General features: G+C 39.3%; 18 protein-coding genes. 10 read left to right on the top strand and 8 right to left on the bottom strand.

Annotated features, from left to right (window positions below; all coding sequences use genetic code 11):
* Positions 1-61: 61 nt before the first annotated feature.
* From KH400_RS09975 to KH400_RS09965, 3 genes are all read right to left on the bottom strand, one after another.
* A complete protein-coding gene (locus tag KH400_RS09975; protein ID WP_217224328.1) occupies positions 62-613 on the bottom strand; it encodes a class I SAM-dependent methyltransferase in 552 nt (183 codons plus the stop codon).
* A gap of 134 nt (positions 614-747) precedes the next feature.
* Positions 748-1,842, bottom strand: coding sequence for a class II aldolase/adducin family protein (locus KH400_RS09970; RefSeq protein ID WP_217224327.1), 1,095 nt, complete (start codon positions 1,840-1,842; stop codon positions 748-750).
* Positions 1,843-1,878: 36 nt separating this feature from the next.
* On the bottom strand, positions 1,879-3,102 hold the full coding sequence (locus KH400_RS09965) for a zinc-dependent alcohol dehydrogenase (protein ID WP_217224326.1): 1,224 nt from the start codon (positions 3,100-3,102) through the stop codon (positions 1,879-1,881).
* Between the two features lie 228 nt (positions 3,103-3,330).
* Here KH400_RS09965 and KH400_RS09960 point away from each other — a divergent pair, with 228 nt between their 5' ends.
* Positions 3,331-4,221 carry a diacylglycerol/lipid kinase family protein gene (locus KH400_RS09960; RefSeq protein ID WP_217224325.1) on the top strand — a complete coding sequence of 297 codons (891 nt, stop codon included), beginning with the start codon at positions 3,331-3,333 and terminating at the stop codon, positions 4,219-4,221.
* 122 nt (positions 4,222-4,343) lie between these two features.
* On the opposite strand, the gene KH400_RS25285 is transcribed toward KH400_RS09960, so the two are convergent.
* Positions 4,344-4,466 carry a hypothetical protein gene (locus KH400_RS25285; protein ID WP_281418680.1) on the bottom strand — a complete coding sequence of 41 codons (123 nt, stop codon included), beginning with the start codon at positions 4,464-4,466 and terminating at the stop codon, positions 4,344-4,346.
* Between the two features lie 190 nt (positions 4,467-4,656).
* On the opposite strand from KH400_RS25285, the gene KH400_RS09955 reads away from it, so the two are divergent.
* A complete protein-coding gene (locus tag KH400_RS09955) occupies positions 4,657-6,639 on the top strand; it encodes an electron transport protein (RefSeq protein ID WP_217224324.1) in 1,983 nt (660 codons plus the stop codon).
* Here the strand turns inward: KH400_RS09955 and KH400_RS09950 are convergent.
* Positions 6,636-6,917, bottom strand: coding sequence for a hypothetical protein (locus KH400_RS09950; protein ID WP_217224322.1), 282 nt, complete (start codon positions 6,915-6,917; stop codon positions 6,636-6,638). The two genes, KH400_RS09955 and KH400_RS09950, sit on opposite strands and share 4 nt — an antisense overlap.
* Before the next feature lie 134 nt (positions 6,918-7,051).
* Here KH400_RS09950 and KH400_RS09945 point away from each other — a divergent pair, with 134 nt between their 5' ends.
* From KH400_RS09945 to KH400_RS09935, 3 genes are all read left to right on the top strand, one after another.
* Positions 7,052-7,930 (top strand): DUF2268 domain-containing putative Zn-dependent protease, encoded by an 879-nt coding sequence (locus tag KH400_RS09945; protein WP_217224321.1) that lies wholly within the window; start codon positions 7,052-7,054, stop codon positions 7,928-7,930.
* A gap of 132 nt (positions 7,931-8,062) precedes the next feature.
* On the top strand, positions 8,063-8,269 hold the full coding sequence (locus tag KH400_RS09940; RefSeq protein ID WP_217224320.1) for a YuzI family membrane protein: 207 nt from the start codon (positions 8,063-8,065) through the stop codon (positions 8,267-8,269).
* A 109-nt stretch (positions 8,270-8,378) separates the two neighbouring features.
* Positions 8,379-9,125, top strand: coding sequence for a YjbA family protein (locus KH400_RS09935; protein ID WP_217224319.1), 747 nt, complete (start codon positions 8,379-8,381; stop codon positions 9,123-9,125).
* A gap of 506 nt (positions 9,126-9,631) precedes the next feature.
* On the opposite strand, the gene trpS is transcribed toward KH400_RS09935, so the two are convergent.
* Positions 9,632-10,624: a tryptophan--tRNA ligase gene (gene trpS, locus KH400_RS09930; RefSeq protein WP_217224318.1), complete on the bottom strand. Its 993-nt coding sequence runs from the start codon at positions 10,622-10,624 to the stop codon at positions 9,632-9,634.
* Positions 10,625-10,844: 220 nt separating this feature from the next.
* Here trpS and KH400_RS09925 point away from each other — a divergent pair, with 220 nt between their 5' ends.
* Together KH400_RS09925 and KH400_RS09920 are read left to right on the top strand one after the other, a co-directional pair.
* Positions 10,845-11,969 (top strand): MGDG synthase family glycosyltransferase, encoded by a 1,125-nt coding sequence (locus tag KH400_RS09925; protein WP_217224317.1) that lies wholly within the window; start codon positions 10,845-10,847, stop codon positions 11,967-11,969.
* A gap of 297 nt (positions 11,970-12,266) precedes the next feature.
* Entirely contained in the window at positions 12,267-12,830 is a 564-nt protein-coding gene (locus KH400_RS09920; RefSeq protein WP_217224315.1) for a TlpA disulfide reductase family protein, read from the top strand.
* A gap of 51 nt (positions 12,831-12,881) precedes the next feature.
* On the opposite strand, the gene KH400_RS09915 is transcribed toward KH400_RS09920, so the two are convergent.
* Positions 12,882-13,871 carry a sodium:calcium antiporter gene (locus KH400_RS09915; RefSeq protein WP_217224313.1) on the bottom strand — a complete coding sequence of 330 codons (990 nt, stop codon included), beginning with the start codon at positions 13,869-13,871 and terminating at the stop codon, positions 12,882-12,884.
* Positions 13,872-14,320: 449 nt separating this feature from the next.
* Entirely contained in the window at positions 14,321-14,857 is a 537-nt protein-coding gene (locus tag KH400_RS09910) for an HD domain-containing protein (RefSeq protein ID WP_217224312.1), read from the bottom strand.
* A 175-nt stretch (positions 14,858-15,032) separates the two neighbouring features.
* Here KH400_RS09910 and trhA point away from each other — a divergent pair, with 175 nt between their 5' ends.
* The 3 genes from trhA to KH400_RS09895 all read left to right on the top strand — a co-directional run bounded on the left by trhA (position 15,033) and on the right by KH400_RS09895 (position 17,530).
* On the top strand, positions 15,033-15,677 hold the full coding sequence (gene trhA, locus KH400_RS09905; protein WP_217224311.1) for a PAQR family membrane homeostasis protein TrhA: 645 nt from the start codon (positions 15,033-15,035) through the stop codon (positions 15,675-15,677).
* A 321-nt stretch (positions 15,678-15,998) separates the two neighbouring features.
* The gene (locus KH400_RS09900; RefSeq protein WP_217224310.1) at positions 15,999-16,229 is read left to right on the top strand and encodes an excisionase family DNA-binding protein; all 231 of its coding nucleotides are present in this window, start codon (positions 15,999-16,001) and stop codon (positions 16,227-16,229) included.
* A gap of 146 nt (positions 16,230-16,375) precedes the next feature.
* Entirely contained in the window at positions 16,376-17,530 is a 1,155-nt protein-coding gene (locus KH400_RS09895) for a putative glycoside hydrolase (protein ID WP_246589493.1), read from the top strand.
* The last annotated feature ends 27 nt before the right edge of the window (positions 17,531-17,557 follow it).

Below are 17,557 nucleotides of genomic sequence, written 5' to 3'. Positions count from 1 at the left end.
AGGTATTGTGTGCGTGAACTAATTGTCTTATTCAAGAAAATATCGTGTACAAATCTACTTGTTAGTACTTTTTACAAAAATAAACAAAGGCTGGCGGAATATTTAGTAAGACATAGTGAATGGAAACATCATCAAATAACTCAATTAACCTCTTCTTCATATGTGTGCTGTATTGGTACATCATAAAGCAACCACCTTCGTTTAGGTTGGCATGGATATGTTTGAATAATTCTTCGGTTTTTGACTTTGGAAATAAGGAGAATGGTAATCCGCAAACGATACAATCAACACCGTTTAATTCTAGTTGTTCTAGTGTGTCAGGTAGTTGTAAGGCGTCTTCATGTAGGGATAGCTGTGGGAATTGATGTTTTAGGTTGGTTCGCATCTTTTCATCTTTTTCAAAGACATGTAAGTGAGCATCCTGTTTGTCACTATATGCTTTAAGTTCTTGCGTAAATACGCCAGTGCCTGCCCCTAATTCGACGATTGTTTTCGGCTGTTCTTGCTGAACAAAGTCGCCGATTCGCTTCACCATTGTCTTTGAACTAGGAATAACGCTACCGACTTCAAATGGGGAACGTAAAAAGCCTTGCAGAAAATTCATTTTATCCATCTTTTAGCACTCCATTCTAATATAGTCTTCTCGCGTTTTATCGTTCCATGAACAGAAGTGAAATATTCTTGTAATCCATCGACGAAAGACAGAAAACCAGCTGCTACCGAAATAACAACTGGTTTACGTTCTGTCTAACTCATTGGTACTTGTCGAGTAATTTTTCCATCAATTCTTTCAAAGATATCATCTAGGTCAGGACCGGTAATGGTGAGCCCATGGTTTTTGAGGCCAATCACGGTACGAGCAGGATTTTCTGCTTCACGTACTAATTGGGCAACCGTTTTTGCAAGTTCTAACGTGCCACACGGGTAATTAATTTCGGTGGCTTGTACATCATCCATCCACGCGTGGATATGGACGATCGAGCCAACTTCAGGGTGTTCCTTATAAATCATCCAATGCTCAATCGCGTCTACAGACGCGCGTTTTGGTGTAACTTCAGGTGGAACGCTTACTTCGATATGATTGTTCTCTGAATTATAACCTTTAATATATAGAATGTCTTGACCGATTGTTTTCATGTTTGATTTATCAATGCCACTCGCACTCATCCAGAAGTTATCATTTTCTTGGCGAGCACTTAAATTACCGTAACTTAAGCCACCAATCCCATACAATTTATTTAAGTGGCGCATATCACGTTTATTTAAATATTCATTAATTGGAAATGGTGCCGGTAATAAATTGAGATCGTCTAGTTTTTTCCCAGACACACTTAATTTCTCTGAGATTTGATCGCCAGTCCATAAATTTTTCGGTAAATCATAATGGAAATCATTTTCGATCACTAAACGAGATAAAGCTAATGGCTCTAATCGTTCGTATACATGCGCAAAGAATTCGTTTTCGTTTTGACCATATTTGTATGTAATCTTGTAGCAACCTTGTTCTGGTGTTAAAAAGTAAATGTCAGAGTGATGTTTGGAATGATTCACATACATTAAGTGATTTGATAGCGAACGAATTAAATAAGGATAAGCTTCTTTGAAGATGTTGGACACTTCACCACTAGACTCAAGTATGGAGACAACAAAGGTAGCTTGGGCTTTTCTTCGGAATGGACGACAATGTTCTTTATCAACAAAGTTGAAGACGAGACGAATGTCATCAACAGCTTCATCTAAAAACTCAAAGCCGTGGTTAATAAATTCTCGTTTCATTCCTTTAGCTAACCATTGTGAAAACGAGCTCGTTGTTGCTGTACCACTAAATGTAAAGTTCTTCATGTTGATCCCTCCATGCTGAATTTTTTATCTTAATCATTAATGTTCGAAGACTACTTTGATCGCTTGGTTGCTTTTTTTCGTCGCGGTTTGTAGTGCTTCTTTATATTGTTCAATTGGAAAACGGTGTGTAATTAATGGTGATAGGTCAACGTGCCCGGAGCGCATTAACTCAACCGCGATGTCCAATGTCCTCATCGTTCGGCCTTGGTAATGGCCCGTACTGTATGCGAAACTACCTTTCACTTCAAGTTCGTTGAGCCAAACTGAGGTCCAGTCAATCCCATCCATTATACTTGCCAAACCTAACAATACGACCTTACCCCCACTTTGAGTTAAGCGGAGCGCATCATTCATGCTTTGTTTACGGCCGACACATTCGAAAACGAGCGAAGCGCCACCTTCAACGACAGGGTATCCGTATATGGGTTTAAACACTCTTGCTTTGAGATGTTCGGCTGTTTCATGAATATAATCCTTCGATCGAGTCAGGAAAATGGTTTGGTCCGCACCGTAATGTTGGGCTAGCTTCGCTTGAAATGGATGTTTGACGAGTGAGAGGATCCGCGCTTGAATCCCTAATGCTCGTATGGCAGCAATGACTCCAATTCCGATCACCCCTGCCCCGATTACGAGAACGGTATCATCATCCTTCGGTGGATTTCGTAACACAGCATGTAAAGCGCAGCTAAAAGGTTCAGCAAGGACTCCATTTGAATCGTCGACTTCGTCCGGTAATGGGATGATTTGACTTTTATGAGCGACAAGTGAAGGTCCCCAGCTTCCCCCAGTATCACGACAGGCGCCTATGAGTAATCCAGGTGAGATATCACCATCTGTTTTTTGGTTACATAAACTAAAATCACCGCGCTGACAGGCAGGACAAGGATTTGTGAATCCTCTAGCCTGACATGACAGGACTGGGTCAATGGCTACTCGGCTACCGATTTCTATACCGCTAATGTTTCTCCCAATGTCTGCGACTTTCCCGACTATTTCATGACCGATCGTAAAGGGGAAAGAGGCATAGGGCGAAGTTGCCGGGCTGTCATTTAATGAAATTAAATTAAGATCGCTCCCACAAATCCCACCATATTTGACATCGATTTTTACCCAATCTTGTGTTGGGAGCACTGGTTCAGGTACGTCTCGTAGGCGTAGGCAAGATAGGCGAGAATCCCAATAAAGAGAGGGTTTATAACGACCGAGAGCTTTCGTAATGACATAACGTGGAACACTGTAATCAAATTGTAACGATTTCAAAATCATCACCTCCTTCAAAAACACTATGCAATTTAGTTGTAATATTTACTAGTTTAATTCAAAGGATCCAAAATTATACAAAAATGGTTTCGTCATCAAACATTTCTATTGTTTAATGACATCAGGTGCAGGTTTGAATATAATAACGAAACTCACAACGGTCAGTTTGAATATTTCAATTAAGTTGGGGAAAAATGGTGATACTTAGTAACTAGTGGAGGGTAACCGATGTATCATTTTATAGTTAACCGTTATTCAGGTAATGGAAAAGGAAATCGAAGTTGGAATAAAATTAAACAATATTTAATCCAAAAAAACGTTGATTTTCGTGTGTACTTTTCGGAGCGATCACAACATGCAAGTGAGATCCTTTCTCAACTGAAGGGCGGAGAAACTGTCGATCAAATGGTGGTGGCCATTGGTGGCGATGGAACGATCAATGAAGTTGTTAATGGTTTGATTGGGTCTGAGCTTACGTTAGGTGTGGTTCCTGCTGGATCAGGTAATGACTTTGCTCGATCCTTACAAATCCCATCCGACCCACTGCAAGCCTTGGATCGGATTCTAGTAGGTAAGAGAAAGCAAATTGATTTGCTTCAGGTCAATCAGCGATTTTGTCTTACAGTGGTTGGAATTGGTTTTGACGGGAGAGTTGCAGAGCTTACAAATCAGTCTAACATAAAGAAATGGTTTGGTTATGTGAAGTTAGGGAAGCTTTCCTATGGTATGAATGTGCTTCGAGCACTAAAAACTTATCATCCAAGTAAAGTGACGGTTCGGGTTGACGACGAGGTAACCGTTTATGACGATGTCTGGCTTGTAACGGTTGCTAATGTTCCTTATTGCGGGGGTGGCATGCAAATTTGTCCGGAAGCAAGTTATTTTGACGGCTACTTTGATATTTGTATTGTTCATAGCCTCTCAAAGTTTCATTTACTCCGTTTATTCCCTAAAGTATACAATGGTAGTCATACGAGTAGTCCAGCGGTAACAACACTGAGAGGAAAACATGTCGAAGTGATGTCTGAGAGGCCGATCGTTATTCATGGAGATGGTGAAACGATCGGCAATACGCCAGTGACAGTTTCGATTCATAGCGAAGCCCTTCAGGTCGTTTGATGCGTAGTTCTTGTGATGGACTGCGCTTTTTTATGGATCGCTAGCCCCTAAGTGCTCGCCCACTACGGGAGGGTAGTTCTAATGGTGTAAAGGCAAGAGCATCCATAGTAATGGGCAGTTTTTTAAGAGTGTTCTTCACTATGGATGGATTCAGTCGTTTGAATTATTTGCTCATATTCATGTTCAAACGAAGCAATAAAAAAATCTTCTAAAGCCAAAAAGACGTTTTTGACAATTGATTTCATCTGTAAACTCCTTTCCTTATTGAAGTTTTTAGTATGTATTCAATAGTATTTTGTACAATGATTGAATCTATTCAATAAGGAATTCATTTACCTTAGACTTTTAAATGAAAAACTATATCCGAATCCTGGCATAGATTTACACACCTTGCAACATAGTAAGAACAAAATATACAAAAAAAGAGGGATCAAAATGAGCAAGAAAAAGATTTTTTTTATTGTTCTAGCTGTTCTTATTGTTGCTTATGCAGGCGTTTATTTTCTTGAACCAAAATATGCTTTTATCCCTTCAGAAGATCAAGTGTTAAATGAAAGCATGACATTTGTTTCTACTGTTGCTGGTGAAAATCAGCTCCATTCTTACGACCTATGGGGGACAACCATTCAGCCTAATGAGGCGGAGGAAATGAAGAAAACAGCAGATGGCCAAGCTGTTTTGTCACCAGATTATGGTGCGATAAGGGTAGATGATGAATTTATTGATTTAGGAAGAGAGATGTTTTACAAAGAAACATTCAATAATGAAGAATTTTTGACCGATATTATGGGAATTTTAGACGGACCAATTACTGTTACAAACATCTCAAAAGCGATTTTAGAATTACGAGGAGGGCATACGAACAATTTACAAGTTGAATTAGCCGAGGACATTACCCTTGGTGGCAAGACGTATAAAAAAGGTGAAAAAGTCGATACAGGATTAGATGTTCCAAAAGGATCATTAACCCCATTAGGAATGCCAATTACGTTCGCTGATGGTCGTATAAAAGCAGGTGTTAGTTGTGCTGCGTGTCACGCAACTGTAGATCGTAATACTGGGAAAGTGATTGAGGGTGCACCAAATCGTGACTTTAATGCTGGACTTGTCATGGCGATGGCACCCAATTCAGCTGCTTATTTTACAAACACAGATGTTGATTCACTAAAAGAATACATACGAGATTCGAAGCGAACGGTGATGAATTCCAAAGGGGAAGAAGAGCCGTTACCTGATGCGAAAGCGTTAGAAGAAGCTGTGGATGAGACACTTGTTAAATGGCCATCCGGAAATTTCGATTCGACGATGGATCTAGAGAGTAATCCAATGCAAATTCCAGACTCTTTTACCCTTGGTGATCACCCGTATGGTTGGACTGGGTTTGCCTCAGTTGGACCATTTAAAGGGTTAAGTGCATTAAATAATAATGTTCATGCGCAAAACTCAGATACGCTTGCTCAATTCGAGCAGAGCAATGAATTATTTGATATCGATAAAGAAGTGTATATTGCAACAATTTTACAAAATGCACCGCGAAAAAAATACCGTTATAACCCGGATGATGGTGAGAAACCATCAAAGTTTCTTGCCACGGTTGATGAATCACCTGAAGTTCCAGGTGTTAATGAAATGGTTAAACCACCTCAGTTTCCCAATGTTTCGATGATATCACCAAATGGCACGGTCGTTAGTTCCCGTGGGTTTAACGTTGGCGAACAAATTAATGCGATGTCCGCTTATCAAAATACACTTGTTCCGCCGAGGTATGAAGAAGAGTCGATTACCGAGGAAACAAAAGCACGCGGTCGTAAGGTATTTAATGAAGCCGGATGTGGTACATGTCATGCCGGTGAGACGCTCACAAACCATCGCGTCATTCCAGTAGAGGAAATCCAAACAGAAGGGTCAAGAGCAAAAGCATTTAAGGATACACAAGAAATATTTGATAACTCATATTACTATGCACCAAATACACCGGTTCCTGTGCCTGATGATGCGAACATTTTAAAAGTGCCAACAGAGCATCTCGATGATGAACAAATCAATTTGGCGTATGCGCATGATGGGTCAGATGGTGGTTATAAAGTAAAAGGGTTAATTGGTCTTGCTTATACTGCGCCTTATTTGCATGATGGTGGTGTAGCAGTTGGACCTAACATAAAAACAGATGTAGGGATTCCTGGAACATTGAACAAAGGAATTGAGCCAGATCCAAGAAATAGCTTGCGAGCGATGATTGACCAAAGCTTGCGTGAAAGGGTCATTGCCGCGAACAAAGCCTCAAGCGACCTACAAGATGTTCATATCAAAGGTGTCGGTCACACGTATTGGGTTGATGAGACAACTGGGTTTTCTGAGGAAGATCAAGAGGCTTTGATCGATTACTTGCTTTCGCTAACGGCGAGTGAAGAACGTTAACGATCGGATTTAAGTGAAGTGATAAATTCATGAAATTGTTTTAACGCAACCGTAAGAATTTCTTCGGTTGTGTTTTTTTCTGGGTCCATGTTTACTTCATCAAAATAGGCTTTAATGTCGTCAAGTTGATCATTTTGCTCTTTATACAGGCGCAACGTCGTAAATGTCATTTCATTACCTAAATGTCTTGCTTCATCATTTAATGTAGCGACAAGCTCTTCAAGCTGCACCATATGTTCGTAGAATTGTTGCAGTTGTTTTTCTCGTTGTGTACTCATTTAAAAATCCCCCCTAATTGTATTACTTCTATTGTAGTTAATATAATGAAAATTGCAAAAAATAGTATGGTTCAGGACCAATCAATTTTGTTATGCATACGCTAATACAGCAATACAGATGAGGGGGTCATGGTTTGGGAGTCATTGCAACAAATAATTGGGTCCGTGAATTTGCTGAGCGATGTCAAAAGAAAGGGATTTTTGAGCGTGAATTAATGATTCAAAAAGAAGTGATTATTGAGCGACTTGCAAAAGCGTTTCAGACAACTCAATTCATGGATCTTCATGAATACCTATTAAACCAAGGACTATTTCATCCAGATCATGGAGGAAATATAAAGGAAGTGGTTGCTCATCTAGAAGAAAAAAAATGTTGGCAGTACGTTCAAGAAGAATATAAATGGTTGCGTTCCAACTGGAGGGGGCCAAAAGCATCGATTTTTATTTTTCCAGTTGAAATGAGGAACACGATGATTATGAATGAATTAGGGGGGAAAATGGGGATTGGTTTTCGGGATAAGATTTTTTTATTTTTATCCCCTGAAGTTAGTAAGGGTGAGGTCTGTCAGTTACTCACACATGAATATCATCATGTTTGTCGGTTATCTTATCTCAATAAATCAGCGACAGAGCTTTCCCTACTTGATTCTCTTTTAGTGGAAGGGCTAGCTGAAGCTGCGGTTGGCGAACGCTTTGGAGAAGGTGCACTTGCTCCATGGGTTAAACGTTATAACGACCAGGAAGTAGAAACATTTTGGGAACGAGTTTTTTTACCAAATCTTCAACTTAAAGGGCATGAAAACCACCAGCCATTTTTATATGGAAATGGAAGTGTTCACTTACCGAAATGGATCGGTTATTGCATTGGTTATAAAATTGTGAAATCACTGTTAGAACGCCATCGAGGTGATCAAACAACAATATTACTGCGCTTATCTTCAGAGGAAATTTTGCAACGATCGAAGTTCTTAGCACAACCGGTAGAACAAATAGAAAAACCCCGAAAACGCTAGGATTCGTGCCTTTATAAGGCAGGGATTTTTTTTATTAGAGCGAATCTAATTCACACGACTATTTTTGAGGGATGTGTAAAGGGCAATGAGATGTAATACTAAATGGTGGCTGAATGTAAGGATGGACAAGCATTGATTTTTCGATTTTTTTTATTGCTTATCGGATTTGGACTGGCTGTTGCCGGAGGAGTAAGCTGTATTGCTTACTTAAATTATCTTGCTGCAGGCTATGATTTTATTTCTTTTTTGCAATTTATGATCAAGCGCATCGAGCTTTACATATTACTAGCGGGTTTGCTGTTAATTACATTAAGTATTTATTATCCTTCAAAAGATTAAAAAAAATCTTCATAAAAATTTATTACCATGAATATAGTAGTTGTGGAATAAACTGGTTTCCCTCTGACTATACTGATGATACAAACATTCAAAGTAAGGGGGGCTAATTATGGTCCACATTCGGGATGTATGGATCAATTGGTTTGAGGGTGAAGAAAACGGCTACAATGTCTGTGAATTTCATGAATGGAGAAGTGAAGATCGCATTGAGGTGTTAGATCAAGCCGCTGTCGTAAAAGTAACAGATGCTTTGTATGATTACATTGAAAATAATATTTGTGATTTACCGGAGCAGTTACTAAATGATGTGTATCGAAAGAGTTACTTAAGGAAGAATATGTCAAGGATTGAGTTGGATTACTGTTTCATTGCGACTAATGGAGAAGGAATTATTGCGGTTGATACGTTAGGGTATAAGACACCCATCCGAAAGAGTAGGTTAACACCAAGACAGGAACAAATTGTGTTTGAACTATTAGAGAATGAGGGCTTTACTCCTTATGATGTTGAATCATCAGTTGAAAAGAAAGAGTACCATATTCTTTCCCCACACCCAGACTTGATGAAAGGGTTGACGAGAAAGGAACGTCAACTCAAGCAACTGCTATTCATGGCGTTGGATCAATTGTATTCAAGTAAGAATGCAGCGGAGATCCGTTATTGGTATACAGAATGGAGCCCACATCATTATTTAGACATTCAAATGATGGATATGGAGGAAGCGTGGCAATCTCTTTATCATGAAATAAAAGACGGTTGGACAAGCAACCATTATCATTTGTGCGAAGCCATTGTAAAAGGCCAGCCATTTTTTGAGAAGTTGTGGGAGATTGAACACGGTGAAAGTGTCAAGTGATTAGAAACTTTTGATCACTTTTAAAACCTTTTCCTATTGTTATTTACTTCAAATGTAATATTTCCTATAATAAAGAGGCATATAGATAGAAGGGGGAGGGTTTTTCGATGGATGGTTTCGCATATGGAGTCATGCAAGCATTGGCCATTGTATTGTTCGTTGGAACAATTGGTCTAAGTGTGTTCGTAGGATCAGTTTGGAAAAAGCAAAAAGGTTATTAAGTTAAACGGTAAGTAGAGAAATAGCATTGGACAACCTGTCCAAAGGCTATTTCTTTTTTATATAGTAAGGTCAGAATACTTACTCGCACCGCCTTTAGGATTGAGTATTATAGTGAATTCACTGAAGTAGGAGAAGTTGGAACGAGGAGCCTAAAGGTTTTGAATAGGAGCAGATCAAGGACGATACGAAGCCTTTTTTGACAGTTTAAATTTTTGGGGTAAATAAAGAAACAGTCGCCATGACAACCAAGGCGACTGTTTCTTTTATATCCGTTTATTATATCTTTATTTTCGTCGTTTACGGCCGAGGCCCATCGCACGTTCTGCTTTTTCAAGAGTCTTCATTGCGGTTCTATTTGCTTTTTCTGCACCATGATCGAGAATGTCATCCAATTCACTTGAATTGATTAGTTCGTTGTAACGCTGTTGGATCGGTCGAAGAGCTTCGACGACAACGTTGGCTAAATCACCTTTAAAGTCGCCATATCCTTTATCTTTATACAGGTCTTCAATGTCAGAAATCGATTTACCCGAACATAATGAGTAGATTGACAGTAAGTTAGAGATTGCTGGTTTTTCTTCACGATTAAAAGCGACGGTGTTAGCAGAATCGGTAACAGCACTTTTAATTTTTTTGATCATTGTTTTTTCGTCATCAAGCATAGATATGTAGCTTTTTGGATTTGGATTTGACTTACTCATTTTTTTGCTCGGATCATTTAATGACATAATTCTTGCGCCGACTTTCGGAATACTGACTTCAGGTATTGTGAAGATGTCGTTATATTTCTTATTAAAACGTTCTGCTAAATCACGAGTTAGCTCTAGGTGTTGCTTCTGATCCTCACCTACAGGAACAAGGTCTGTTTGGTAAAGTAAGATATCGGCTGCCATTAATGGTGGGTATGTAAGAAGGGAGGCATTAACTGCTTCTTTACCTGCTGATTTATCTTTGAATTGTGTCATACGTTCAAGCTCGCCGATATAAGATACACATTGCATCATCCAGCCGAGCTGTGCATGCGCAGGTACTTCTGATTGAATAAATAATGTAGACTTTTCGGGATCAATCCCCACCGCTAAATACAGGGCAGCAAGGCTGCGAATATTCTCGCGAAGTTTCAGTCGATCTTGGGGTACTGTAATGGCATGTTGGTCGACAATACAGAAGTAACAGTTGTGATTGTTTTGTAGTTCTACAAAATGTTTCATTGCTCCTAAATAATTTCCAAGTGTTAATGTTCCGCTAGGCTGTATACCAGAAAATACTGTTTTCATTTTTCTCTTCCTTTCGTTTGTTATCCTTGTAAATATCTTATCTGAATCAATCGACATAGTAAACCGTAAAGGCTAATGGCATTTGTTTTTTGCTTGAAGTTCTAACCAATTATGATTTTGGTGTATGTTTATAGACGTCGCTTCTAACACTATTTCTTAATAAGATCTGTTTCAAACCGCACTTCTTGATGATTTGCATCATGAAAGAGAGGAAATGGAGATGAAACGTCAACCATATATTTTTTCCGCTTCGATTGGACACGGACACAATCAAGCGGCAAAAGCTCTTCACTATGCTTTTACGAAAAAGGGGTATGAACCCAACTTTATTGATACATTTCATGCGATTAGCCCTAAACTTCATAAATTTATGTTGACAAGTTATTTGCAGATGTTGAAGTTAAGTCCGGTTTTATGGCGTAAGATCTATTTTTACGCTGAAGATCATCCGCTATTTTTAGCCCTTGATCGCTTCGGCTCATTTTTTTCGGAACGGATCTATACGATGTTACTTGAGCATCGCTGTAATTTTATGATATCAACACATCCATTTGTTACGGCATTTTTAGCAAAAATGAAGCAAAAAAAAGGCCTAAATCTGCCATTGTATACAGTGATTACTGATTTTGTGCTACACCCAGCCTATGTGCGTGAGGAAATTGACGGTTATTTCACCGCGTCCGCAGATACAAATGAGTTTGCCAGCCTCTACAATGTTCCGGCTGAGCGTTTTTTCTCAACAGGTATTCCGTTTGTGACACACCCGTGTTTAGAGAAAACAAAATGGAAGGCGCGTTATGATTTGCATTTAGATCATAACAAAAAAATTTTGCTTATTGCCGGCGGGGGAATCGGTTTAACAAATTATCCGCAAGTGATTCGAGCTCTCGAGACATTGCGCGAGCCAATACAAATCGTTTGTATGACGGGTCACAATATGGAAGCTAAGCAACAATTGCTCAAACAAAAAAGTAAACATGATGTGAAAGCAGTAGAGTTTACGGACCAATTTTTGCTTTATCTAAAAGCAAGTGATGCTGTTCTTTCAAAAGCAGGCGGTTTGACGATGGCTGAATCTCTTGCTTGCGAGACGCCTATCGTTATTTTCCAACCGGTTCCTGGTCACGAAGAGCATAACGCCAAGTTTTTGACAGAAAATGGTGCAGCAGTCCATGTGAATGATTACGAGGGTCTTTCCACCACCATTGAGAGCGTGTTATATCACCGTAGACAAAATGAAAAGATGAAAAAGAAAGCGAGGGTACTCAAAAGACCGAACGCAGCCAATCAAATTGTTGATGAGATTTTGTTGTTGTTTGAACAACAAGAGCAAGCCGCTCACTGAGGTCATTTGTGGCGGCATTTTCTTATTGTTTTTTTCTTTTCCAAATATAGTTCACGAAAAGAATCGTATTTATCACTAATAGTATACCTAGAATCGTATCATTGACGTTATTTTGTTGATAAGACCAAATGAGGTAAATGGAGAGAATTAGTGAGGAGATGATGAGTAGGAGTTGTGATTTTACCATTAGACATCCTCATTTCTTTTTGGTTTCGTTATTCATGATTTTTTCTTTTTGGACATACGTATTATTATAACAAGGTCTTTTAGATTCTGTAAAAGAAAAGAGGAGTATGGATGGTGAGTCGGAAGCATTTCTTTTTTATGGTATTTTTCTTTATGTTTTTTTCAATTGGACTGCTTTATGAACAGTCAGAAACCGTCTTAAAAGAGCTAGACCAAGCGATTGCAGCTTCGACAAGTGTTGGCGTCTTTGAAGGTGATCAAGCGAAAAACTTTCAATTGCAGAATCAAGACGGTGAGGTCGTAAGTCTTGATCAGTTTAAGGGTAAAACAGTGATCGTAAACTTTTTTGCCACATGGTGTGGACCATGTCAACAAGAAATGCCGGAGCTTGTTTCGCTCGCTAACCATTTAAATCAAGATGAAGTGGCCTTACTTGGTGTCAATATGACCAAGCAAGAACGGAATCAAGAGGATGTAAGCTACTTTCTTGAGCATTTTGATGTTGGTTTTGAAGTTGTACTTGATACCGATGGGGAGGTTATGAATGATTATCAAATCATTGGTATCCCAACAACGGTTGTCATTGACGAAAATGGGGTGATCGAAAAGCGCTTCAACGGCATCGTTAACCAAAAAATATTAATTGAGGAAACAGGGATTGAAATTCATGATTAAGAATAGCAGAATCAAAAAGACAGTGGGCACTTCCACTGTCTTTTTATTACCTTAATAACTATATATGAGGTAGGTAGAAATAAAATAAACGATAATTAAAATGGTTGACGGGAACGCATAAGCAAGCGGTGAACGAGCTTTTTTGCGTAGCAGCGAATATACCATGATGATTGAAAGAATCGTAACCGCTGATGCAGTTATGATATGTAGGTCAGATGAGATGCTTAACAATGACCCTTGCTGATAGATCGCATCGGTACCAGCTAATATCAAAAAATTAAATAGGTTACTCCCTAATATAGATCCGATCGCTAAATTGTAATTCCGCAATTGGCAAGCGACTAGAACAGCAACCGCTTCGGGTAAGGACGTTGATAAAGCAATAAGAAAGCTACCCACAAATGTTGCCCCAAGTCCTGTAATGATTGCAATTTCATCACCTGTAAAAGTTAAAAGCGTCCCTGAACCTAGAATGATGATCGAAGCAATAATAAATCCATAGGTCGCTCGTTTTAAAGAAATCGCTGCGGTATGATGATAATCATGACCAGGTTCGTTCGCAGGTAGTGAAGGATTCCTTTTCGACATTAAGGTGAGAATAAGCATTCCGCTTGTATAGATAAATAATAATGTGAATGTATCTAATCCAATACCTAAAAACGTATATTCCGTACGAACAAGTAATGCCATCACCGTTGTAAGGGCCAATATTAGCCCTATACCTGCTGTATAATAATTTTCCTTGGCGGCATGAGTGAAAATTTGTTGCTTACGGAAATATAAGTCAAAGCTTGCAATGATCAATAAATTAAACATGTTGCTACCTAGGACGTTTCCGACAGCTAGGTCTGGTGAACCGATTACTACAGCTGTAATGCTCGTCGTTACTTCAGGTAAACTTGTCGCTCCTGCAAGTAAGATGGTTCCAATTAACATGCCACCTAGGGCAGTTTTTTCACTTATGACATCGGCATAGGTTGATAATTTAATCGCAGCGAATACGGTGATTGCTGCAGCAAGTGCAAATAGAAAAAAAACCATTGATGTTTTACCTCCTTTTGTGAACAAGAAAAAGACCCTTTTATGAAAGTTCATCTATACGTTAGTATAAACTCTCATAAAAAGGTCTTGCGTACTTTGATGTTGGTATATTATTCAACCTTAACCACAAAGCTCAATGAACCGAGTGATTAATCACTGCGTTGACGACTCATTGACCTAGATAGGTCGCTACTCCCCTTTTTATTGGGCTTATTTAATTTTTTGATAAGATGTTCAAAAAGTTCGGTAACAATGGCTGTCAGGCTTCTTCGATTGTTTGCTCGTACGCTGCCCGAGTGTTAAAACATTAATCCACTGCTCTTAGCTACTCCACCTCGAACTTTTCGATCCTATTTGTCTTCCTTTTGAACACTTATATTGAATTTATCATGTGGGCGGGGTTTCGTCAATAAAAAAATGAAGTGGAGTTTAAATCGTCCACTTCATTTTTACACACTCTTTTTTAAAGGGCGTTGTGCTAATGTTTCGTCGATGAGTCGGTCTAATTGTTTGATTTGTTTAAGAGCTTTCTCATCGGAAATTTGACGATAATGATGGTTTCCATTTGGTTCCTCATCGGCTTCATCAGCTAGAGCAACAACAGTTTGTAACGGATTCAATTGCAAGTTCCCTTCTGGTAAATAAGAGTCTGTATGAAGTAGAACGGCAAGTGCAATCTGTTTTGCATCTTGAGGTTCTTCGCCTAGACGAATTAATAATTTATGAGCACGTTCAGCGCCTTTAATCGCATGAATATCATTTTCTTTATATAATTCGAAATCCCACTTTCCATTGCGATACCATGTATAGTGACCGATATCATGGAGGAAAGCAGCTTTCGTAGCCAAATCAGGATCGACTTGATGTGTTTTGGAGAGGTGTAGGGCATGGTAAGCCGCTGCTATGGCATGCGCAAGACCAGATCGTTTGACATACTTTTGAGCAATCGGGTGTTGGAACAATTGAGTTAGTGTAACATTTCTCATCCTAATCCCTCCTATAGGCATTTTATTTATCTATCCTCTAAAAGTGTATTTTTTCTATTATATAGAATTATAATATTGAATGCAACTTTTAATCGTTGATTTTAGTTGAATTGTATCAATTAGGTTGTACCTTTGCTATAATAAAAGGAACGCTATTAGGGAAAAGGAGTTTATCATGGCAAATACACATACATTTACGAAGGGTGAAGAAATTGCTAATGCAATTACGCATGGGATTGGTGCACTTTTAAGTGTGGCAGCATTAGCAATTTTAGTTTCGTTTGCTTCGATTCATGGAACGGTTATACACGTGGTTAGTTTTACAGTTTATGGGGTAACGATGTTGCTTCTTTATATGTCATCTACGCTTGTTCACAGCATGCCGAAAGGGAAGGTCAAAGACATCTTTGAGATCATGGACCATGCCTCGATTTATTTATTCATTGCAGGTTCCTATACGCCGATTTTATTCATTGTTGTTCAAGGGACACTTGGTTGGACACTGTTCGGTATTGTTTGGGGCTTGGCAACAGCAGGTGTGATTTTTAAGATCTTTTTTGTCAAGCGTTTCCTCGTCTTATCTACGCTTTTTTATATCGGAATGGGCTGGCTAGCTGTTTTTGCAATAAAGCCTATCATTCAAACCTTACCTCCAGCTGGTGTTGCATTATTATTTGCAGGCGGGCTTTGTTATACAGTAGGAACGATTTTTTACGTATGGAGGAAGTTTCCATTTCATCATGCGGTATGGCACCTGTTTGTATTAGCTGGAAGTATTTTTCACTTCTTTATGATCTTATTTTATGTTTTGCCATTATAATTAGGAGGGGCCGGGGACACAAGTCTCGCGGCTTTTTTTGGTTTGTCAGGAAAAATAGCGGAGTGCACACAGTAAAAAGGGGCGGTCCGGGAAGTAAGAAGTGGAAGAAGTAGGATTGAGGGGGAGCCATCCCAAGAATGGTAACAAAGGTGAACCAGTGGTGAAGAAGGTTTACAAGTGACGCCGAAGCTTGGAATTTTGTGTTCGTTCACATAGATAAGAGGCAACAAGCGACAGAGTCACTATTTTTTCGATAAAACTTTACAATTAGTATTGGTATTTATTGAGAGGCAAGTTATACTTTTCTAGGGGGTTATGTCTATGTATGTGACAATTGTAGAATTAGCGGAATATCTAGGTGTACATCCAGAATATTTACTTGAACAGATTCAAATTGGCAATGTTAATGCAGTCTTTGATGGCAAACAATATTTAATAAATAAGGCACAGTTTGAGTGGCATAAAGAGCAAATTGAAAAGAAATTAATGGAACTTAAAGAGGAGCAAATGGAACCTTTACCGGAAGATCCTGATGTTAAAGATGAGGATTAGTGCATAGGTATGTATTAAAAAGTAAAGGCGTGAGGGATATGTGGAGACGTAGTGAACAATTTAGAGTCAAGGGGAAACGAGCAAGCGCAGGTGGAAAAGGGTTACCATACCTTGGAATGTTGCTGGCGGTAATATCAGCGTTTTTTATGATGCTGGTTGTGACTACAGCTGTGGCAGCCCAAGAGGAACAGTCGATTATGTTTCATGCGGAGAAATTAAATGACGGGAAGCCGCTCGCCTTGCCGGATCGAATTCCGCGCTTTGTGTATGATTCAGGTCTAGATTTTGAGTATCCAGATTCTGTACGTGGAATTTACCTGACAGGTCACACTGCTGGTGGTTCTCGCTTTGAAGATCTCCTTCATTTGGTCGATTCAACTGAGTTGAATGCGATGGTCATTGACATTAAAGATGATGATGGTTACTTAACCTATAAGCCCGATCCGGATTCGCCATACGTTGATATTGCAAAGAATTTTATTAATGACCCTGAGCAGCTCCTGAAGACCCTAGAAGAGAAGGGAATTTATCCAATCGCGCGAGTGGTAGTATTTAAAGACAGTGTATTAGCTGAAAAGAAACCCGAACTGTCATTTAGGACAAACACAGGGGAAGTTTGGAAAAATGGTAGAGGAGAGGCATTTGTCAATCCGTTTTTAAAAGAGGTATGGGATTACAATGTAGACATCGCTGAAAAAGCAGCAAAGCTTGGATTTAAGGAAATTCAATTCGATTATGTCCGTTTTCCTGAAGGGTTTGAACGGCGTGATGAAGAGTTAACGTATCAGGTTGGTGAATATGAGGGTGAGGAGGACAATGTCCAAAAAAGAGTCAGTGCAGTCGCAGATTTTGTTGCTTATGCCAGAGGCCGGCTTTCAGGTTATGATGTCGATGTTTCTGTGGATATATTCGGCTATGCAGCGACAATTCAAGAGGCGCCAGGCATTGGTCAGAACTTTGCAAAGATTTCTAGTGAAGTCGATGTCATTTCATCAATGATCTATCCGAGTCATTGGACATCTTATTTTGGGATTGATAAGCCAGATCTACACCCATACGAACTTGTATCCGCATATGCAAAAGTTGAAAATGATGTGTTGGACTCGTTAGAGGAACGCCCGATTTCAAGACCATGGATTCAAGATTTCACCGCCAGTTGGTTAGGTTCGGGTAACTATAAGCCATACGGGAAAGCAGAAGTTGAAGCGCAAATCCGGGCTTTAAATGAAAATGGAATTGATGAATTTCTATTATGGAATGCGTCGAACCGTTATACTGAAGGGGTCAATTATATGCCATAAATCAAAAGGTGCCAAACAGGTATGGTC

Origin of the sequence: Desertibacillus haloalkaliphilus, from assembly GCF_019039105.1 — a bacterium.
In the GTDB taxonomy this organism is placed as follows: Bacteria; Bacillota; Bacilli; order Bacillales; family KJ1-10-99; genus Desertibacillus; species Desertibacillus haloalkaliphilus.
Note: the sequence above shows the minus strand (reverse complement) of the source record. Positions and strands in the feature narration are given on the sequence as shown.

Excerpts from the sequence above, each read along its gene's own strand:
- KH400_RS09975 (WP_217224328.1), bottom strand. The coding sequence starts at position 613 with ATGGATAAAATGAATTTTCTGCAAGGCTTTTTACGTTCCCCATTTGAA.
- KH400_RS09970 (WP_217224327.1), bottom strand. The coding sequence starts at position 1,842 with ATGAAGAACTTTACATTTAGTGGTACAGCAACAACGAGCTCGTTTTCA.
- KH400_RS09960 (WP_217224325.1), top strand. The coding sequence starts at position 3,331 with ATGTATCATTTTATAGTTAACCGTTATTCAGGTAATGGAAAAGGAAAT.
- KH400_RS25285 (WP_281418680.1), bottom strand. The coding sequence starts at position 4,466 with ATGAAATCAATTGTCAAAAACGTCTTTTTGGCTTTAGAAGATTTTTTT.
- KH400_RS09955 (WP_217224324.1), top strand. The coding sequence starts at position 4,657 with ATGAGCAAGAAAAAGATTTTTTTTATTGTTCTAGCTGTTCTTATTGTT.
- KH400_RS09950 (WP_217224322.1), bottom strand. The coding sequence starts at position 6,917 with ATGAGTACACAACGAGAAAAACAACTGCAACAATTCTACGAACATATG.
- KH400_RS09935 (WP_217224319.1), top strand. The coding sequence starts at position 8,379 with ATGGTCCACATTCGGGATGTATGGATCAATTGGTTTGAGGGTGAAGAA.
- trpS (WP_217224318.1), bottom strand. The coding sequence starts at position 10,624 with ATGAAAACAGTATTTTCTGGTATACAGCCTAGCGGAACATTAACACTT.
- KH400_RS09925 (WP_217224317.1), top strand. The coding sequence starts at position 10,845 with ATGAAACGTCAACCATATATTTTTTCCGCTTCGATTGGACACGGACAC.
- KH400_RS09920 (WP_217224315.1), top strand. The coding sequence starts at position 12,267 with ATGGTGAGTCGGAAGCATTTCTTTTTTATGGTATTTTTCTTTATGTTT.
- KH400_RS09915 (WP_217224313.1), bottom strand. The coding sequence starts at position 13,871 with ATGGTTTTTTTTCTATTTGCACTTGCTGCAGCAATCACCGTATTCGCT.
- KH400_RS09910 (WP_217224312.1), bottom strand. The coding sequence starts at position 14,857 with ATGAGAAATGTTACACTAACTCAATTGTTCCAACACCCGATTGCTCAA.
- trhA (WP_217224311.1), top strand. The coding sequence starts at position 15,033 with ATGGCAAATACACATACATTTACGAAGGGTGAAGAAATTGCTAATGCA.
- KH400_RS09900 (WP_217224310.1), top strand. The coding sequence starts at position 15,999 with ATGTATGTGACAATTGTAGAATTAGCGGAATATCTAGGTGTACATCCA.
- KH400_RS09895 (WP_246589493.1), top strand. The coding sequence starts at position 16,376 with ATGATGCTGGTTGTGACTACAGCTGTGGCAGCCCAAGAGGAACAGTCG.